This window comes from Mesorhizobium sp. WSM4850 (assembly GCF_055811735.1).
In genome coordinates this window covers 73587-89896 of sequence record NZ_JBVVPV010000001.1, presented here as the reverse complement: position 1 = coordinate 89896, position 16310 = coordinate 73587, and the positions used below count along the sequence as shown (strand labels likewise).

The following is a 16310-nucleotide window of genomic DNA, read 5'->3' as shown; positions in this document are numbered from 1 at the left end:
AACCCCCCCCCCCCCCCAAACCGCCCCCCCCCTCGGCCTGGTTTGCGCCCTATTCCCCCCCCCCCCCCCCCCCGCCCGGGGGGGGGGCCCCTTGGATAGGGGGGGGGGCCGCGCCACCTTCGCAATCATGGCGCTGCTGACGGCCGTTACCGGTGATGCCGACATGATCTGCGCTGCGCAAGATGCGTCGCCGCTGAACGAAATGGCGATGATGTACCTGCTGATGAGCGCCTTCCATTTTGCGCCCTGGCTGAAGCTGGTCGCCGGCCGACGAAGCGGTGCCCACCGGTCGTGACCCGGGCGTGCGCCAGGTCAAACGTAAATTACAGAGTTCCACCCGACATGCTGGCCTCGCCTGCATGACGCATCATGCGGCGAAAACTCATCGAGATATGAGCTCGCCTTATATGCCCGATGGACTCCCAGTCGCCGATCTCGGCGGCGGCAAGCACCTCTTCCATTTCGCGGCGGAACGCAGTGAACTCCTCCACAAGGCCCAACTGCGGCATCATCTTCAGGACGACGCGCGCGACCTGAAAATATAGGCGCTCGCTGATCTCGCGCAGCGGCTGGTTGCCGGTCATCGCGGTGAGCTCGTAGAAAAAATCCATGTTGAGGCGCAGGAAAGCGCGCTGGTCGGGATTGAGCACATCGGAATCGCAGCGCGCGATGAGTGCCCTTATCCGGTCGAGGTCGTCCGCCGTGCGCGGGATCGGCGAAAGCTTGCCGACGAGGAGCGCCAGCTCCAGGCGCAAGTGATAGACCTGCTGCAATTCCTCGATGTCGACGTCGGTGACGATCGTGCCGACACCATGGACGGATTGAACCAGACCCTCGGATTCGAGGCGCGCCAGGACACGGCGAACCGGCGTGCGGCTGATCTGGAATTCCTGGGCAAGCTCTTCCTCGGAGAGATGGCTACCTGGCGCGTAGTCGAGCAGGCAGATGCGGTCGCGCAGTATCCGGTAGATACGCTCGAACCGCTCCCGCGCCGACAGCGGGCGCGGCTGTGCGGCGGTCGCGGCTAGGGGCGTGGCATCCGTCTCAAGCGTCATCCAGCCTCCAGGACAGCGTGCAGGAACTGCCGCGTCCGCTCGTTCTTGGGGGCGCCGAACAACTCGTTTGGCGGCCCCTGCTCGCAGATCTTGCCGGCATGGAAAAAGCAGACACGATCGGAGAATTCCTTGGCAAATCCCATCTGGTGGGTGACCATCAGCATGGTGAGGTCATGTTCCCTACCGAGTTTTCGGATGACTTCAAGCACTTCGCCGACGAGTTCGGGGTCGAGTGCCGAGGTCACTTCGTCGAACAGCATGATCTTGGGCCGCATGGCGCAAGCGCGGGCGATGGCGACACGCTGCTGCTGGCCGCCGGAAAGCTGCGAGGGATAGTGGTCCTTCTTCTCCGACAAGCCGACCATGTCGAGCAGCTCGGCCGCACGCGCCTCGGCATCGGCGCGCTTCATGCCGAGCACGGTTATCGGGGCCTCGATGCAGTTCTGCATCGCCGTCATGTGCGGGAACAGGTTGAACGACTGGAACACCATGCCGATCTTGGCGCGGATCTTGCGGATGTGCGCGAGATCGGCGGGAACAAGCTTGCCGTTCCTCTCCATGTGGGTGAGCGGCTCGCCTTCGACCCAGATGACGCCGTCATTGATCGTCTCCAGCGTCATCAGCATGCGCAGCACCGTGGTCTTGCCGGAACCTGAAGGGCCGATGATGGAGACCTTCTCGCCGCGTGCTATTTCCAGATTGAGCCCGTCGAGAACGGTCAGCGCGCCGTAGCGTTTCGAAACATTGTCGAAGTGGACCATCGGTTGTTCCGTCATCGCATGGTCCTCCGGTTGAGCAGGCCTTCGGGAGCGAATGAGCGCGGCAGAAACCAGGCTCATGGCAAGGAAGAACAGGCCGACCAGCGTCATCGGCTCAGTGTAGCGGAAGGTTTCGGAGCCGATGATCTTGGCCGTCTGCATCAGCTCCAGCACGGCGATTGCGGAAAGCAATGGCGTCTCCTTGAACAAGGCAACTAGATAGTTGCCGAGCGCCGGAACGATCGGCGGGATCGCCTGCGGAATGATGATGTCGCGGAACGTCGTCCAGGCCGACAGATTGAGCGCGACCGAGGCTTCCCACTGGCCGCGATGGATGTTGTCGAAACCGGCGCGATAGACCTCGGAACAATAGGCAGCGTAGTGGATACCGATGGCAAGCACCCCGGCGGTGAAGGCGTCGAGCACGACACCGAATTTCGGAAAGACGAAATAGAGAAAGAATATCTGGATCAGCAACGGGGTCGACCGGATCAGTTCGACCAGCACCGAAATCGTCCAGCCGGTCCACGGCACGGCGATGCGGACCACCGCCAGCACCAGGCCAAGCGAGGCGGCAAGCGCAAACCCGATCAGCGTCGCCTCGATGGAAACGATGGCAGCGCTGGCGAGCACCGGCAGGATTTCAAAAGCAAATGCCCAGTCCCAGATCATGCTGCCTTCCCCCGCGCCAATCCGAGCGAAGCCCGCCTTTCGAGAAGCCGCATGCCGATGGTCACGACCAGCGACATTGCCAGGTACATCAGCAGGACGAGGGTGAAGATCGGAATGGTCTTGAACGTGTTCTGGTTCATTTGCTGCGCCTTGAAGGCGAGGTCCGAGAGCGTGATCAGCGAGACCAGCGCTGTCGATTTCAAAAGCTCGATGAACAGATTGCCCCAAGGCGGGATCATGGCGACGAAAGCCTGCGGCAGGATGATTCGGCGCAGCATCTGGGGGCGGCTCATGTTCAATGCGGTAGACGCCTCCCACTGTCCGCGGGCGACGGACTGGATCGCGCCGCGCACGACTTCCGATCCGTAAGCACCAACGTTCAGGCCGAGCGCCAGGACAGCAACCAGAAATGCGTTGAGCGTGACACCGAATTGCGGCAGCACGAAAAACAGCCAAAACAATTGCACCAGCGCCGAGGTGCCGCGGAAGATCTCGACATAGACCGTGGCCAGCCATTTGAGCGGCGCCGGGCCATACATCCTTGCCAGCGCCGCCAGCACGCCCATCACGATTGCCAGCAGGCTGCCGAGGATAGCGATCTCGATCGTCAGGACCGCGCCTTGCAGCAGCCCCGGCATAAACACTTTGTAAGATTCCTGCGTTGCCAAGGCACCGATCACGACAAGCGCGACGACCAGCATGGCAACGAGCGTACGGATTCCCATGCGGATTCCCCCAGGAAAAAGGGGCGGCGCTTTCGCGCCGCCAGCAGTTGGGAACCTATTTGCCCGCGCAAAGCTCCGCGGTGGTCTTGTTGGGCAGGTAGTCCTTGCCGAAGCCGAGCGGCTCGACCAGCGCGATGTGCTCCGGCGAACCGAGGAACGTCTTCAGCTCGGCGTTGAACGCCTCCTGCAGGTCGGTATCTTCCTTGCGGAAGCCGAAGCCGCCATGGCCTTTCACCGACTTGCCGGCAACCTCGCCGAACGGCTTGGTCGATTCGACGCCGTCGGCCTTCTTGGCCATGTCGGCGATCGAAAGAGCGGTTAGCGCGGCAGCGTCGGCACGGCCCGACTGGACGGCGGCGACCAGACTGGACTGGTCGGGCAAGGCAACGATCTGCCCGGCGGCGACACCAGCATCCTTGGCATAGCCGCCCTCGACGGCGCCGGCCATCACGGCGAGCTTGAGATCCGGGTTTTCCTTGATGCTGGAAAAGTCCTTCACGCCCTTCGGATTGCCTTTTGCCACCAGCATGGCCTGACCGATGCCGTAGGACGGCTCGGAGAAATTGATCTCGGCGCAGCGCTTCGGATTGATGAACATGCCGGCGGCGATGATATCGAAGCGGCCGGCCTTGAGACCTGGGATAAGCGAGCCGAACTCGGTCAGCACGCCGTCAACCTGCGCGATACCCATCTTGGCGAGTACCGCCTTGGCAACTTCCGGCGCTTCGCCGGTCAGCTTGCCGTCAGGCGTGGCGTAACCGAACGGCGCCTCGTTGGCAAAGCCGACGCGGATATAGCCGTCCTTCTTGGCCTGTTCGAGGGTGGTTTCCGCATAAGCGGGCAGCGCCGTGAATGATGTCGCGGCAAGCGCGAGGCAGGCGGCGGCTTTCACGACCATCCGGCGCGATATCGATGATTTGAACATGCTTTTCTCCCATTGAACAACTGACTGATATTCCCGGGCGCGGCCTTCTTCGAGGTCGACACCTGCCAGTCAAGACGTATACAACTGCCCTAGACATTGTGCAAGCTAAGATATAAAAACTACAGAAATCTGGCAATAATTCGTAATCAGACCACACATTATTGCCAGTTGTGCACAATTTGAGAAAAAACCAGCGTACTGGCAGGTGGGATTTCGGTGGCGAGCGCGAGCGGTTTCGGGACTTTAACGCAAGCGGAGTGTGCGCAGCGCCTGGCCGGCGTGAACTCACGCATGGAGAAGGCCGGCTTCGACCTCATCATCTGTCAGGACCCAGCTAATATGTGCTGGCTGACGGGCTATGACGGATGGTCGTTCTATGTTCCGCAATGCGTGCTCGTCCATCTCAGGGAAGACCGGCCGATCTGGTTCGGCAGGGCGCAGGACGCCAGGAGCGCACGCCTGACCACCGGCCTGCCGGAGAAGAACATCGTGCCGTTCTCGGAACGGCTGGTGCAGCAGCCCGTCGAACACCCCTATGACGAACTCGCCCAGCTGATCCGGTCGCGTGGCTGGGGAAACGCCCGCATCGGCGTCGAGATGGACGCGCATTATTACACCGCGCGCTGCCATGCCCATCTCGTCAGCGGGTTGCCTGACGCGCACTTCGCCAACAACCACGATCTCGTCAACTGGGCGCGGCTGGTCAAATCCGAAGCCGAGCTGGTGCTGATCCGCGAGGCCGGTGCGATCTGCACACACGCCATGAAACGCGCCATAGAAAAAATGCGGCCCGGCGTGCCGCAGAACCATGTCATTGCGGAAATCTATCACGCACAGATCACGGGCGTGCCCGGAGCGGGCGGCGACTATGCCGCGATCTGTCCGCTGATGCCCGTCGGCGAGGGCACCAGCACGCCGCATCTGACCTGGTCCGACGCGCCGCTGCCGGACAGCGGCCTCGCCATTCTGGAGATCGCCGGGGTGCGGCGGCGCTATCATGCGGCGCTGACGCGGACCGTGCATTTCGGCAAGCCGCCGCAAGTCCTCGTCGACATGGCCAAGGCGATCGTCGAGGGCGTCGACGCCGGCCTTGAGATGGCCCGCCCCGGCTACACCGCCGAAGAGGTGGAAGCCGCCTGGCAGGCAGTGTTGAGGAAGAACGGGCTGAAGAAGGAGAGCCGCGTCGGCTATCCGGTCGGGCTCGCCTACCCGCCCGATTGGGGCGAACGCACCGCAAGTCTTCGTCCCGGCGACACCACCAAGATGCAGTCCGGGATGTGCTTCCATTTCATGGCCGGCGTTTGGCTCGACGATTTCGGCATCGCCATCTCGGAATCCTTCGTCGTCACGGATCGCGGCGGCGAACGCCTCTGCGACGTGGCGCGCGAACTCATCGTCATCGACTGAGCATGGGGACTGGAAGCCGGTCACTGACGAAAGATCATGCCGGCAACGAAACCGGTAACCAGAACGAGGACGCCTGATGGACCGTAATCCGTTTTCCGAAGCCGAAATCGCCGGCCGCCTTGTCAGGGTCCGCACGGCGCTGGCCGAGCGCGAGCTCGACGCGACGGTCTTTGCTTCGCCGGAGAACGTCTTTTACCTCACCGGGCTCGATCACTGGGGATATTTTGCCCCTCACCTGCTGATCGTCCCACTCGAAGGGAAACCTGTCCTGGTCACCCGCTCGATGGAAAGGGTGACGATCGAGAAACAGGTGACGGCAGCGGAATTCCGCGGCCATTCCGACAGCGAAACGGCGGCCGACCTTGCCGCGCGGGTGCTTGCGGAGCTCAGCCTGTCCGGCAAGCGGATCGGCCTCGAATACTGGACGGCCGGCCTCAGCCATGGGCTTGCCGTCGCACTCCAGACGCAGGCCGATGCCAGATGGAGCGATGTTTCCGGGCTGGTCGACAGGATGCGGCGAGTGAAGAGCGCCGAGGAACAGGCGCTGATGCGTCAGGCGGCACAAGTGACCGACGCCGCCGCCGGCGCTGCAATCGCCGCGATCTCGGACCGCGCCTCCGAACGGGAGGTTGCGGCCCAATGCGTTGCGGCGATGATCCGCGCCGGCGGTCATGCTCCGGGCTTCGGACCTTTCATCCGCCCGGCCGCCCGCCTGGGCGAGGAGCACACGACCTGGGGCGACGGGATCTACCGCAAGGGCGAGCCAGTCTTCGTCGAACTGTCCGGCTGCATTTCGCGTTATCACGCGCCGCTCGGCCGGCTCGTTCGCATCGGCTATATCAGCGACGAAGACGCTGCGATGGCGGAGGTGACCGCCAAGGCGTTCGATGCCGTCCTCAAGGCACTCAGGCCCGGCGCCAGGGCGCGCGACGTCTACGCCGCCTGGCAGGCCGTTGCCGACGAGGCCGGTCTTTCCCACTATCGCCGCCATCACTGCGGCTATCTGGTCGGCGCCGGCCAGCCGCCATCATGGACCGGCGGCAATTCGGTGACCGGCTTGAGGCACGATTCCGATCTCGAAATCGAGACCGGGATGAGCTTCCACATCCTGTCGTGGCTGATGGGCACCGGCCGCGGCGATGACTTCGTCTCCAACACCGTGCTTCTGACCGATGCAGGCGCCGAAGTGCTTACCCGCACGCCGGCCGGCCCGATCGTTCGATAGGCCGCAGGCATGGCGCGCTACTCGGCATTTTCGATTTTCCGCAACGCGCTGTCTGGCCAGAAGAACTGGCAGCGCGCCTGGCGGGCAGCGGAGCCAAAACCGTCCTACGACGTGATCGTCATCGGCGGCGGTGGACACGGCCTCGCTACCGCCTTCTACCTCGCCGAGAACCACGGCATCGGCAACGTCGCGGTGCTCGAAAAGGGCTATGTCGGCGGCGGCAATGTCGGCCGCAACACCACCGTCATCCGCTCCAACTACCTGCTCGACGGCAACACCCAGTTCTACGAATTCTCGATGAAACTCTGGGAGAACATGTCGCGGGCGCTGAACTTCAATGTCATGTTCTCGCAGCGCGGCCAGCTCGTCACCGCGCATTCCGCCGACCAGCTCGACGGCTTCAGCCACCGCGCCAACATCATGCGGCTGAACGGCATCGATGCCGACATCCTCAACCGCGACGAGGTGCGCCGTCTCGTGCCCTATCTCGATTTTTCCGATACGGCCCGCTTTCCGATCCATGGCGCTATCTTCCAGGGCCGGGCGGGCACGGCGCGCCACGACGCCGTCGCCTGGGGCTATGCGCGCGCCGCCGACGGCCATGGCGTCGACATTATCCAGAACTGCGAGGTGACAGGCTTCCTCCGCGACGGCGACAGGATCGTCGGCGTCGAAACGACGAAAGGCCGGATCGGCGCCGGCAAGGTCGGCCTCGCTGTTGCCGGTCATACATCCGTGCTCGGCGCCAAGGCCGGCCTGGAACTGCCGATCGAAAGCCACGTCTTGCAGGCCTTTGTCACCGAACCGCTGAAGCCGTTGGTGGACCATGTTGTCGCCTATGGCGCCGATCATTTCTACGTCAGCCAGTCGGACAAGGGCGGGCTGGTCTTCGGCGGCAATCTCGACGGCTACAATTCCTACGCCCAGCGCGGCAATCTGGGCGTCGTGCGCGAAGTGGCGGAGGCGGCGATCGCTCTGATGCCGTGCATTTCGCGCATCCGACTGCTGCGCCATTGGGGCGGCGTCATGGACATGACGCCTGATGCCAGCCCGATCATCTGCCCGACGCCGATCGAGGGGCTCTATCTCAACGGCGGCTGGTGCTATGGCGGCTTCAAGGCGACGCCGGCTTCCGGCTGGTGCTTCGCCCACACGATCGCCACCGGCAAGCCGCACCCGTTGATCGCAGCCTACGGGCTCGATCGTTTCCGCACCGGCCACACGCTCGACGAGGCTGGCGCCGGCCCCTCAGCCTGGCTGCAATAGGAGGCGCAAGACAATGCTGCGCATCGAATGCCCCTGCTGCGGTCTGCGCGACCATGACGAGTTCCGCTACGGCGGCGACGCTTCCGTCACGCGTCCGGCGCACGACGATCCCGATCCCGAGGCCTGGTACCGTTACGTCTATGTCAGGACAAATCCGGCTGGCCTGCACCGCGAGTTCTGGCAGCACGTGACCGGCTGCCGCCAATGGCTGGTGGTCGAACGCGACACGCGCAACCACGCCATCGCATCGGTCGAGCTGGCCAGGAAATTGTCGGCCAGGAAACCACCGGCCAGGAAATCACCGGCATGAGTTCGAACCACAAGCGGTTGTCGATGGGCGGCCGTATCGACCGCGAGCAGCCGGTCGAGTTTACCTTCGACGGCCGGAGCCTGATCGGATATCGCGGCGATACGCTTGCCTCCGCACTGCTCGCCAACGGCGTCACGCTGGTCGGGCGCAGCTTCAAATATCATCGTCCACGCGGCATTTTTTCCGCCGGGGCCGAGGAGCCGAATGCACTGGTCACGCTTGCAACCGCAGGCAGGCGCCAGCCGAACCTGCCGGCGACGACGCTGGAACTCCAAGACGGCCTAGTCGCGGAGAGCCAGAACCGCTGGCCTTCGCTTGCCTTTGACGTGCAAAGCGTCAACGGCCTGTTGGCGCCGTTCCTTTCGGCCGGCTTCTACTACAAGACCTTCATGGGTCCGACGCGCCGCGCCTGGATGTTCTACGAGCACTTTATCCGCAAGGCGGCCGGGCTGGGCAGAGCCGGCAGCGGCCCTGATCCCGACCGCTACAACATCAATCATGCCTTTGCCGATGTCGCAATCGTCGGCGGCGGCCCGGCTGGATTGTCGGCGGCGCGTGCTGCCGCAGCGGCCGGCGCGCGGGTCGCGCTGATCGAGCAGGATTTCCTGCTCGGCGGTCAGCTTCTGGCGGAGCCGTCCGACAGCGCAGCGGCCGCATGGTTGAGACAGGCCGAGGCCGAGCTGGAGAGCTCCGAAACCGTCACTCTGATGAAGCGGACGACCGCTTTCGGCATCTATGACGGCAATGTCATCGGACTGGTCGAGCAACGCGACCCAAGCAATCCGCAACTGGCCGGCGAAGTGCTGCAGACATTCACAATGGTTCGCGCCCGCTCGATCGTTTTCGCCACCGGCGCCATCGAGCAGCCAATGGTATTCTCCAACAACGACCGACCCGGCGTCATGCTTGCGTCGGCCGCCCGGACCTATCTCAACCGTTTCGCCATCCTGCCCGGCAAAAAAATCATCGTCGCCACCACCAATGACGGCGCCTGGCGCATCGCCTTCGACTATGCCGCAGGCGGAGCAGAGGTGACGGTTGCCGATCTGCGTGCAGCGCCGCCCGCCGCACTTGCCGCAGAAGCCGCACGGCTCGGCGTGACGGTGCGGGCCGCAACGCGCATCGTCGACCTTAACGGCGGCCATGCCGTCAGGCGGGCAACGCTCAACGGACCGGACGGCCAGTCCGAGGCCGCCTGCGACCTGGTCTGCGTATCCGGCGGCTGGTCGCCAACCGTGCATCTCACTTCGCACCTGGGCGTCAAACCTCAATATCGCAATGACATTGGCGGCTTCGTGCCGGGGGCGTTTCCGGCGGACCGGTTCGGCGCCGGCTCGATGATGGGAATTTATTCGACCGCCGATGCCGTCGAGGACGGTCATCGCGCCGGCACCGCGGCAGCATGCGGCAAGTCGGCGCCGGTGCCTGCTCCGTCGAAACTCGATCTCGGCGAGACCGCCGCGGCCCCGCTTCGCGAGGCCCTGGCCGCTGGACGTGGAAAAGCCTTCGTCGATTTCCAGATGGACGTGACGACCGGGGATATCGAGCTCGCCCATCGCGAGGGCTATGAATCGGTCGAGCACCTGAAGCGCTACACCACGCTCGGCATGGGCACCGACCAGGGCAAGACCAGCAATTTTTCGGCGCTGGCCTCGATGGCGGCGCTGCGCAACGCAACGATCCCCGAGACCGGCGCCACGACCTTTCGACCGCCCTATACGCCGATCGCCATCGGTGCGCTTGCCGGGCGCGCCATCGGCCATCATTTCAAGCCGATCCGCCGCACGCCGATGCACGACTGGCACATGGCGAACGGCGCCGAGATGCTGGAGGTCGGGCTCTGGATGCGGCCCTATTTCTACAGGCAATCCGGGCTCGACGTGAACGAAGCCTATGTCGCCGAAATGCGGAGTGTGCGCCAGGCCGCAGGCCTGATGGACATCTCCACCCTCGGCAAGATCGATGTCCAGGGCCCGGATGCCGCGATTTTCCTCGATCGCATCTACGCCAACGGCTTTGCCAAACTGCCGGTTGGCCATGCGCGCTACGGCGTCATGCTGCGCGACGACGGCATCGTCTTCGACGACGGCACCACGACGCGGCTGGCCGAGAACCGGTTCTTCATGACCACCTCGACCGCCAAGGCCGCCGACGTGCTGTCACGTCTCGAGTTCCTGCTCGATACGGCGTGGCCGGATTTGCGCGTCGCCGTGACTTCGGTGAGCGATGAATGGGCGGCGATGTCGGTTGCCGGACCGAAAAGCCGCTCAATTCTGAGTGCGGCGTTTCCCGCTCTCGATGTTTCCGATGCGGCACTTGCGCATATGGGATTGCTCGAAAGCGAATGGCAGGGCCGTGCACTCCGCATCCTGCGCCTCAGTTATTCCGGCGAGCGCGCCTACGAAATCTATGTCGGAGCAACTGCCGGTGAACAGCATTGGAGCCGCCTGCTCGAAGCAGGCAGGCCGCTCGACCTGAAACCTTACGGCGTCGAGGCGCTCGGCGCGCTGCGCGTCGAAAAGGGCCATGTCGCCGGATCTGACATCGATGGGCGCACGACGCTCGACGATCTTGGCCTCGGCCGCATGGCGGGCAAGCGTACCGGCTTCGTCGGCGACGTGCTGCGACGGCGCCCCGCCTTCCAGGCGCCCGACCGCCAGCGCCTGGTCGGACTGGAATGCATCGAAGAGGGAAAACGCCTTCGCGGTGGCGCCATCCTGTTCCTGCCGGGCGAGAAACCTTACGGCCACGGGCGTGGCCGCGTCACCTCCGTCACCTTCAGCCCCGAACGCGGCCACTATGTCGGGCTGGCCTTGCTTGCCGGCGATGTCGCCAGCGAAGGAAGCGAGGTCGTGGCCGTCTATCCGATGAAAGCCGAAACGGTCCGTGCCCGAATCGTCTCGCCGGTATTCCTCGATCCGCAGGGGGAACGACTGCATGGCTAGCCCGGATTTCAGCCTGTCCGTGGTCGATTGCCCACTCATCCAGATCGAGGGCTGGGACGGCACGCTGGGGCAATTCGAATCGAACCTTTCGGCATCGCTCGGCACGAAACTTCCTGCCTCAGTCGGAGAGACGGTTCGCCAAAAAGGTCTCCTCGTCATCCGCGTCGCGCCTCGCCGCTTGTGGCTGGCTCTCGACGACGGCGCGCAAGCACCTTCGCTTGCCGTCGACCCCAACCTCGGCTGTTCGGTTTCTCTCGGCGAAGGTCGCGTGCGTTTCAAAATGGCTGGGGACGGCGTCGCGCGGGTCCTCTCCAGATGCATCGCCGTCGACTGGTGCGCGCCGGCGGCTGCCCCGGGCCGCGCCGTGCTGACATCCTTGCACCAGGTGCCCGTGCTGTTCCTGCGCACCGGCGATACCGCGTGCGAACTCATCGTGCCGCGAAGTTTTTCGCAAAGCCTCTCGGACTGGATTTCCGGACTGGATTGATGACGCCGCGGGTAGGGGAACGACCAGGGCGCGAGCGCTCGTCTCAGGCGGCGCTCCACGGTCTTGCCCCTTGGATGATCTCTTGAGCACGTGCGGCAAAGCGGCCGGCGAGAGGCGACTTGCTGGCGGCATCGGCCGACGCCGCGCTGCCTGCCCGCGCCCGGTCGGCGATGCCGACGAAGATCACCGCGAAACGGAACAGCGAAAAAACCAGGTGGAAGCGTTGCAGGGGCGCAGTGGGTACGGCATGCGCGAAATAATGGTCAAGGAATTCGCGCTGGCTGGGGATGCCGAGGGCGGCATGATCGAGGCCGAGGATGCCGCCATATTCGTCTGGCGTCGAATGCCAGGTCATCGAGCAAAAGCCGAGATCGGCGAGCGGATGGCCGATCGTCGACAACTCCCAATCGAGAATGCCGATCACCTCCGGCTTGCCGGGATGGAACAGCAGATTTCCGAGGCGGAAGTCGCCATGGGCGATCGACACGCGTCCATCATTCGTGGGCAGATGCTGCGGCAACCAGTCGGCGACCGCTTCGAGTGCCGGAATTCTGTCGCTCGGCGATTCCCTGAGCTGCCGGGTCCAGCGGCCAATCTGGCGCTCGAAATAGTTGCCGGGCGGGCCGTAATCGCCGAGACCGACCGCGTCGGGACGGACAGCATGCAGTTTGGCCATCGCTTCGGCCATGCCGAAATAGATGCCGCGTCGCTCCGCGGGGACGAGGCCAGGCAGCGAACAGTCGTGGAAAACGCGACCATCCAGCCGCTCCATCAAGTAAAAGGACGTGCCGAGCGGCTCGACACCGTCGTGATAGAGCACCGGCCGCGGCACCGGGACGTTGGTCGCTGCGAGCGCTTCAAGCACGCGGAACTCGCGGTCGACGGCATGGGCCCCGCGCAGGATCGGCCCGGCCGGCTTCTTGCGCAGCACCATGCGATGCGGACCATAGCCGACGAAGTAGGTGGGGTTGGACTGCCCGCCGCCGATCCGCTCGAGCGCCATTGCGGCATCGCCGAAGCGGTTCGCGAGAAAGCCCTTCAATGCCGCAGGATCGAAATCAGCATTCAACGGCATCTTTTCCTCCTGAGATGCCACCCCGCGTCCGCTATGCCTCGCCTTCGACGGTCCAGCGCCAGAAGCCCTTCTCCTCCTCGTTGAGGAAACGGTTCAGCACCATCTTGTGGACCTCATCGGCGCCATCGACCAACCGCGCCTGGCGCGCATAGCGGTAGATCCATTCGAGCACCGTGTCCTTGGAATAGCCTCGCGCGCCATTGATCTGGATCGCCACATCGGCCGCGTCATGCAGCACATTGGCGACCTGGACCTTGGCCATCGATACTTCCTTGCGGGCAAAGCCGCCGCGGTCCAGCTCCCACGCAGCCTTCATCACCAGGATGCGGCCGATCTCGATGCGCATGGCGAGGTCGCCGAGCTTCAGCTGGACGCTTTCGCGGTCGGCGAGGCGCTGGCCGAAACCATAGCGCTCGGCAGCGTAGGCGCGCGCGATCTCGACGCAACGCTTGGACAATCCAAGCCAGCGCATGCAGTGGGTAAGCCGCGCCGGGCCGAGCCGCACCTGCGTCACCTTCATGCCCCTGCCCTCGCCAACCAGCATGTCTTCGACAGGGATTTCGAGCCCATCGAATTCGAGCTCGCAATGCCCGCCATGCTCCTCCGGGCCCATGATCTCTATGCGGCGCATGATGCGCCAGCCCGGCTGGTCCTTGTGGAACATCAGAGCCGACAGACCATGGCGCGGATCGTCCGAGGTTCGCGCGATCAGAATGAAATGGCTGGCCTCCTCGGCGCCGGTGATGAACCATTTGCGGCCGGTCACCACATATTTGTCGCCGCGCCGTTCAGCACGCGTCATGATCATCGAAGGGTCCGAGCCGCCGCCGGGGTGCGGTTCGGTCATGGCAAAGGCCGAGCGCACCTTGCCCTCGACAATCGGCTTTAGCCATTTTTCCTGCTGCGCCGGCGTGCCGAGCGCCTCGAGCACCATCATGTTGCCATCATCGGGCGCTGCCGAATTGAACACCACGGGTCCGAAGATCGACCGGTTCATCTCCTCGTAGCAGACCGCCATGTCGATCTTGCCGAGACCGGCGCCGCCGGATGCGGGCTTGAGCTGCAGGCACCACAGGCCCGCCATCCGCGCCTTGGCGCGAAGCGTCTCCAGCAGCGGCAAGGCGATATTTCCATGTGCGTCATAGGACGTCTTGTCGGCCTCGAGCGGCACGATCTCACGCTCGACGAAGTCGGCAACGCGGACGCGGTAATCTTCGGTGCGGGCGGGAATGTCGAAATTCATGGACAAACTCCCAGCGATGAAACGAGGTGGCCACCATCGATGGACGAGATCGCCGAAAAGCATCGGGTCCATATCTGAAATCGAGCGCGCGCTCGTTTTCCTTATTCGCCTCTATCCTCTTTTGCAGCTGCCGTCATCCGGCGAAGCGTGGTTCCGCCACGCCCTTGATGCCAAGGCCGGTTATCGCGAACAGGCTGCCGCGCAGGACGCCATCGCCGGGGAGGCGCGGTAACGACCACCACGACTTCGATCTTCATGCCGTCCTCCTCTGTTGGCACCGTGCGGCGATAGGCGAGCCGCCTCAGAACGCGACCTTGTCGCCGCCCTTCAGTGACAGGATCTCGCGCGCCTCGTCGGGCGTCGCCACTTCCATGCCGAGCCCCTCGATGATCTTGCGGGCAAGCACCACCTGCTCGGTGTTCGATTTGGCAAGCTTACCCTTGCCGGCCCACAGACTGTCTTCGAGCCCGACGCGGATGTTGCCGCCAAGGGCTGCCGACTGCGCGGCGATGCGCAACTGGCTGGCGCCGGCACCGAGCACCGACCAGCGGAACTGGTCGCCGAACAGCCGGTCGGCGGTGCGCTTCATATGGGCGACATCTTCGGGATGGGTGCCGATGCCGCCAAGCAGACCGAACACCGACTGCACGAAGAACGGCGGCTTGACCAGCCCGCGATCGGCGAAGTGCGAGAGATTGTAGAGATGGGCGATGTCGTAGCACTCGAACTCGAAGCGCGTGCCGTTGTCGTAGCAGGTCGCAAGGATGTATTCGATGTCCTTGAACGAGTTGCGGAAGACCAGGTCACGCGTCGCTTCCAGATGCGGCTTTTCCCAGTCGAACTTGAAAGTCTCGTATTTGTCGACAAGGTGATAGAGCCCGAAATTGATCGAGCCCATGTTGAGCGAGGCGACCTCTGGCTTGAACTCGGCGGCCGGGCGCACGCGTTCCTCGACCTTCATGTAGGGACTGCCGCCGGTGGTGATGTTGATGGCGGCATTGGTGGCCTGCTTGATGCGCGGCAGGAAGCGGGCGAAGGCCGTCGGCGTCTGGTCGGGCTTGCCGGTCTCGGGGTCGCGGGCATGCAGGTGCAGGATCGCCGCACCTGCCTCCGCCGCCGCGATCGCCTCGGACGCGATCTGGTCCGGCGTGATCGGCAGATAGGGCGACATGGTCGGTGTATGGATCGCCCCTGTCACCGCACAGGTGATGATAATTTTGCCCCTGGTCTGCGTAGCACCGGGCTTGCGGCTTGTTTCCGTCATCTTCCAAACTCCTGATCCGATTTTTTCTTGTGCGCGGCCAGCGCCATCAGCCGGCGGTCGCGCCAAACCTGCCGTTCGCCGAGTTCTTCCCGCGGCAGCCGCTTGCGGCGGTCGTCCTCCACCGTCTCGATGACTTCGCCGGCCCAGTCGACGCGGCGCAGCATCTGCGGAAAAATGTTGGCATAGATCGATTGATAGCGCTCGATATAGTCGCGTACACCGCCCGGCGCATTAAGGTCGATCGTTTCGAACGGACCCATGAACGACCAGCGCAGCGCCAGCCCGTCGCGAATGCCGATATCGACATCCTCGACGCTGGCATAGCCGTCGGCGACAAGTCGAAAAGCCTCCTCCAGCAGCGCGCCCTGCAGGCGGTTCATGATGAAGCCGTCGAGCTCGTGCTTCATCACCAGCGGCGCGTGGCCCGCATCGACGAGGAAGGCGCGGGTCCTTTCGACCGTTTCGGAAGACGTCCATGGCGCCGGCACGACTTCCGCGGCCGGGATGAGGTAGGGCGGATTGATCGGATGCACGACCAGGCAGCGGTGCCGCCCTTGCAGATGGTCGGTGAATTTCGACGGCAGCAACGCTGAGGTGGAACTGGCGATCACCGCTTGCGGAGCGGCCATTGCATCGATCTGCGAGAACACCTCGCGCTTCACGTCGAGGTTTTCGGGCGTGTTCTCCTGGATATGGACCGCATCGGCCAGCGCTTCTTCGAGCTCCGCAACGACGGCAATGCGACCAAGCACGACGTAGATTGCCTGCCCCCGCAGCAGATCATTCGCAGCGAGGTCGCCGAGCACGCCGGCGATGTAATCGTGCGCACCTTCGGTCGCGGCCGGCGACTGGTCCCACATCCGCACATCGTGGCCGGCGCGGGCAAAACTGATCGCCCAGGCCCGCCCGATGAACCCGCTGCCGACAATCGCTACTTTCATCATGGTCGGGCT

The 16310-nt window shown here is 64.0% G+C and carries 16 protein-coding genes and 1 pseudogene; 8 read left to right on the top strand and 9 right to left on the bottom strand.

The genetic code is table 11. From position 1 onward, the window contains the following. The first annotated feature begins 127 nt into the window (after positions 1–127). The gene (locus AC0L2Z_RS00435; protein WP_473626230.1) at positions 128–295 is read left to right on the top strand and encodes a hypothetical protein; all 168 of its coding nucleotides are present in this window, start codon (positions 128–130) and stop codon (positions 293–295) included. Between the two features lie 28 nt (positions 296–323). Here the strand turns inward: AC0L2Z_RS00435 and AC0L2Z_RS00430 are convergent, their stop codons facing one another. From AC0L2Z_RS00430 to ehuB, 5 genes and pseudogenes are all read right to left on the bottom strand, one after another. Further along, entirely contained in the window at positions 324–1055 is a 732-nt protein-coding gene (locus AC0L2Z_RS00430) for a GntR family transcriptional regulator (RefSeq protein ID WP_473626229.1), read from the bottom strand. Continuing rightward, positions 1052–1831 (bottom strand): ectoine/hydroxyectoine ABC transporter ATP-binding protein EhuA, encoded by a 780-nt coding sequence (gene ehuA, locus AC0L2Z_RS00425; protein ID WP_473626605.1) that lies wholly within the window; start codon positions 1829–1831, stop codon positions 1052–1054. Before ehuA ends, AC0L2Z_RS00430 begins: the two co-directional genes overlap by 4 nt. Positions 1832–1924: 93 nt before the next feature. Further along, positions 1925–2485, bottom strand: a pseudogene (ehuD, locus tag AC0L2Z_RS00420) (ectoine/hydroxyectoine ABC transporter permease subunit EhuD); the annotation flags it as partial. Then, the gene (gene ehuC, locus AC0L2Z_RS00415) at positions 2482–3210 is read right to left on the bottom strand and encodes an ectoine/hydroxyectoine ABC transporter permease subunit EhuC (protein ID WP_091597301.1); all 729 of its coding nucleotides are present in this window, start codon (positions 3208–3210) and stop codon (positions 2482–2484) included. The pseudogene ehuD and the gene ehuC, both read right to left, overlap by 4 nt. A 55-nt stretch (positions 3211–3265) precedes the next feature. Next, on the bottom strand, positions 3266–4135 hold the full coding sequence (gene ehuB, locus AC0L2Z_RS00410) for an ectoine/hydroxyectoine ABC transporter substrate-binding protein EhuB (RefSeq protein ID WP_023800462.1): 870 nt from the start codon (positions 4133–4135) through the stop codon (positions 3266–3268). 216 nt (positions 4136–4351) lie between these two features. On the opposite strand from ehuB, the gene AC0L2Z_RS00405 reads away from it, so the two are divergent. The 6 genes from AC0L2Z_RS00405 (at position 4352) to AC0L2Z_RS00380 (ending at position 11775) form a co-directional block, all read left to right on the top strand. After that, positions 4352–5542: a M24 family metallopeptidase gene (locus AC0L2Z_RS00405; protein WP_473626228.1), complete on the top strand. Its 1191-nt coding sequence runs from the start codon at positions 4352–4354 to the stop codon at positions 5540–5542. 76 nt (positions 5543–5618) lie between these two features. Further along, complete coding sequence (locus tag AC0L2Z_RS00400; RefSeq protein WP_473626226.1) at positions 5619–6767, top strand: M24 family metallopeptidase; 1149 nt, start codon at positions 5619–5621, stop codon at positions 6765–6767. A 9-nt stretch (positions 6768–6776) separates the two neighbouring features. Beyond that, complete coding sequence (locus AC0L2Z_RS00395; RefSeq protein WP_473626225.1) at positions 6777–8033, top strand: sarcosine oxidase subunit beta family protein; 1257 nt, start codon at positions 6777–6779, stop codon at positions 8031–8033. A 13-nt stretch (positions 8034–8046) separates the two neighbouring features. Next, positions 8047–8343: a sarcosine oxidase subunit delta gene (locus tag AC0L2Z_RS00390; protein ID WP_473626223.1), complete on the top strand. Its 297-nt coding sequence runs from the start codon at positions 8047–8049 to the stop codon at positions 8341–8343. Then, positions 8340–11288 (top strand): sarcosine oxidase subunit alpha family protein, encoded by a 2949-nt coding sequence (locus AC0L2Z_RS00385; protein ID WP_473626222.1) that lies wholly within the window; start codon positions 8340–8342, stop codon positions 11286–11288. The genes AC0L2Z_RS00390 and AC0L2Z_RS00385 overlap by 4 nt, the downstream gene beginning before the upstream one ends. Then, positions 11281–11775: a sarcosine oxidase subunit gamma gene (locus AC0L2Z_RS00380; RefSeq protein ID WP_473626221.1), complete on the top strand. Its 495-nt coding sequence runs from the start codon at positions 11281–11283 to the stop codon at positions 11773–11775. The genes AC0L2Z_RS00385 and AC0L2Z_RS00380 overlap by 8 nt, the downstream gene beginning before the upstream one ends. A 43-nt stretch (positions 11776–11818) precedes the next feature. Here the strand turns inward: AC0L2Z_RS00380 and AC0L2Z_RS00375 are convergent, their stop codons facing one another. Both AC0L2Z_RS00375 and AC0L2Z_RS00370 read right to left on the bottom strand, forming a co-directional pair. Further along, complete coding sequence (locus AC0L2Z_RS00375) at positions 11819–12850, bottom strand: phosphotransferase family protein (RefSeq protein WP_473626219.1); 1032 nt, start codon at positions 12848–12850, stop codon at positions 11819–11821. A 31-nt stretch (positions 12851–12881) separates the two neighbouring features. Next, entirely contained in the window at positions 12882–14093 is a 1212-nt protein-coding gene (locus AC0L2Z_RS00370; RefSeq protein WP_473626217.1) for an acyl-CoA dehydrogenase family protein, read from the bottom strand. On the opposite strand from AC0L2Z_RS00370, the gene AC0L2Z_RS00365 reads away from it, so the two are divergent. After that, a complete protein-coding gene (locus tag AC0L2Z_RS00365; protein ID WP_198032841.1) occupies positions 14080–14325 on the top strand; it encodes a hypothetical protein in 246 nt (81 codons plus the stop codon). The two genes, AC0L2Z_RS00370 and AC0L2Z_RS00365, sit on opposite strands and share 14 nt — an antisense overlap. Before the next feature lie 69 nt (positions 14326–14394). Here the strand turns inward: AC0L2Z_RS00365 and kce are convergent, their stop codons facing one another. Then, on the bottom strand, positions 14395–15357 hold the full coding sequence (gene kce / locus AC0L2Z_RS00360) for a 3,5-dioxohexanoate:acetyl-CoA acetone transferase (RefSeq protein WP_473626215.1): 963 nt from the start codon (positions 15355–15357) through the stop codon (positions 14395–14397). After that, entirely contained in the window at positions 15354–16301 is a 948-nt protein-coding gene (locus AC0L2Z_RS00355; protein WP_473626213.1) for a 3-hydroxyacyl-CoA dehydrogenase, read from the bottom strand. The genes kce and AC0L2Z_RS00355 overlap by 4 nt, the downstream gene beginning before the upstream one ends. Positions 16302–16310 lie beyond the last annotated feature (9 nt).